Source organism: Vibrio sp. 10N.286.51.B11, from assembly GCF_041469245.1.
In the GTDB taxonomy this organism is placed as follows: domain Bacteria; phylum Pseudomonadota; class Gammaproteobacteria; order Enterobacterales; family Vibrionaceae; genus Vibrio; species Vibrio crassostreae_C.
Map to the genome: position 1 here is coordinate 1 of NZ_JBFRKI010000058.1, position 461 is coordinate 461.

A 461-nucleotide genomic window follows, 5' to 3' on the forward strand; every position below is an offset into this window, starting at 1 on the left:
TTTTCCGGATTGGTATTATCGATAGCCAGAAACGACGAAAGCCTAGTCATAAGACTAGGCTTTCTAATAAGTGGCGGAGTGGACGGGACTCGAACCCGCGACCCCCGGCGTGACAGGCCGGTATTCTAACCAACTGAACTACCACTCCGCAGTGTCTATTCAGCATAAAGCAATTTGAGCCTGACGATGTCCTACTCTCACATGGGGAAGCCCCACACTACCATCGGCGCTATTGTGTTTCACTTCTGAGTTCGGCATGGAATCAGGTGGGTCCACAATGCTATGGTCGTCAAACAAATTCTGTTGTTAACTTGAATAATCAAATCAACTAAATATGGTGCTGATACCCAGACTCGAACTGGGGACCTCACCCTTACCAAGGGTGCGCTCTACCGGGCTGAGCTATATCAGCAATTCAAGAACCGTTTAAAAACGACTCTAAAAATTTAAAGCCTGGCGAT

At 47.5% G+C, this 461-nt stretch carries 2 tRNA genes and 1 rRNA gene; all 3 read right to left on the reverse strand.

What is annotated here, in order from left to right:
* Positions 1-71: 71 nt before the first annotated feature.
* The 3 genes from AB4154_RS22090 to AB4154_RS22100 all read right to left on the reverse strand — a co-directional run bounded on the left by AB4154_RS22090 (position 72) and on the right by AB4154_RS22100 (position 412).
* A tRNA-Asp gene (locus tag AB4154_RS22090) sits at positions 72-148 on the reverse strand.
* 30 nt (positions 149-178) lie between these two features.
* Positions 179-294 (reverse strand): 5S ribosomal RNA (gene rrf, locus AB4154_RS22095).
* A 41-nt stretch (positions 295-335) separates the two neighbouring features.
* A tRNA-Thr gene (locus AB4154_RS22100) sits at positions 336-412 on the reverse strand.
* Between the last annotated feature and the right edge of the window lie 49 nt (positions 413-461).